The sequence below is a fragment of the Poinsettia branch-inducing phytoplasma str. JR1 genome, from assembly GCF_000309465.1.
GTDB classification, from domain to species: Bacteria; Bacillota_I; Bacilli_A; order Acholeplasmatales; family Acholeplasmataceae; genus Phytoplasma; species Phytoplasma pruni.
Window position 1 is genome coordinate 1 of record NZ_AKIK01000141.1, and the last position, 567, is coordinate 567.

The window sequence follows — 567 nt, forward strand, 5'->3', positions numbered from 1 at the left end:
AAGAATTAAAATCAATTTTCTTTTAGATCTGTGTTTGCTGAATTCGTTTTGTTTGTCCTCACAAAACGGTAACTCTTTTAATTAAAATATTCACCTCAAGACCCGCCCACCCCAGGGTCTTTTTTATTGGCCAAAATAACTTTAAAACTTTAAAAGAAAGGAATTATTAAATATGTTCATTAAAAAAATATTATCATCTTTATTCAGCAACAGCATTACCTTTATCTTATTAATCCCTTTAATTTTTATTAATTATTTAATCAAATTCTATCTTTTTACTTATCAATTAAGCATCCAAAGACTAAAACAAGGAATAGTAGTCAAATTTTATCAATATCTAACCACCACTAAAACAAATCATCATGTGGAACCTAATTAATACTTGGTTAACGAAGTTAAATAATTGGTTCTCCGCTATCAGTAATCATTTCTTAACTTATCAAAACCAATGGCTTAATTTAGTTTTATTATCCATTCTTTTATTATTTTTACCTCATTTATTATGTTTAATTGATTTCCTTTTAAAAGCTTTATTTCATACAATTAGATTTATTTATTATTTAGGCC

At 25.4% G+C, this 567-nt stretch carries 2 protein-coding genes; both read left to right on the forward strand.

Going from position 1 to position 567, the window contains the following annotated elements:
* The first annotated feature begins 172 nt into the window (after positions 1-172).
* The gene (locus tag ON17_RS02700; protein WP_017191968.1) at positions 173-379 is read left to right on the forward strand and encodes a hypothetical protein; all 207 of its coding nucleotides are present in this window, start codon (positions 173-175) and stop codon (positions 377-379) included.
* On the forward strand, positions 363-567 hold a 205-nt coding region (locus tag ON17_RS02705; RefSeq protein ID WP_026072013.1), incomplete at its 3' end, for a hypothetical protein. The genes ON17_RS02700 and ON17_RS02705, both read left to right, overlap by 17 nt.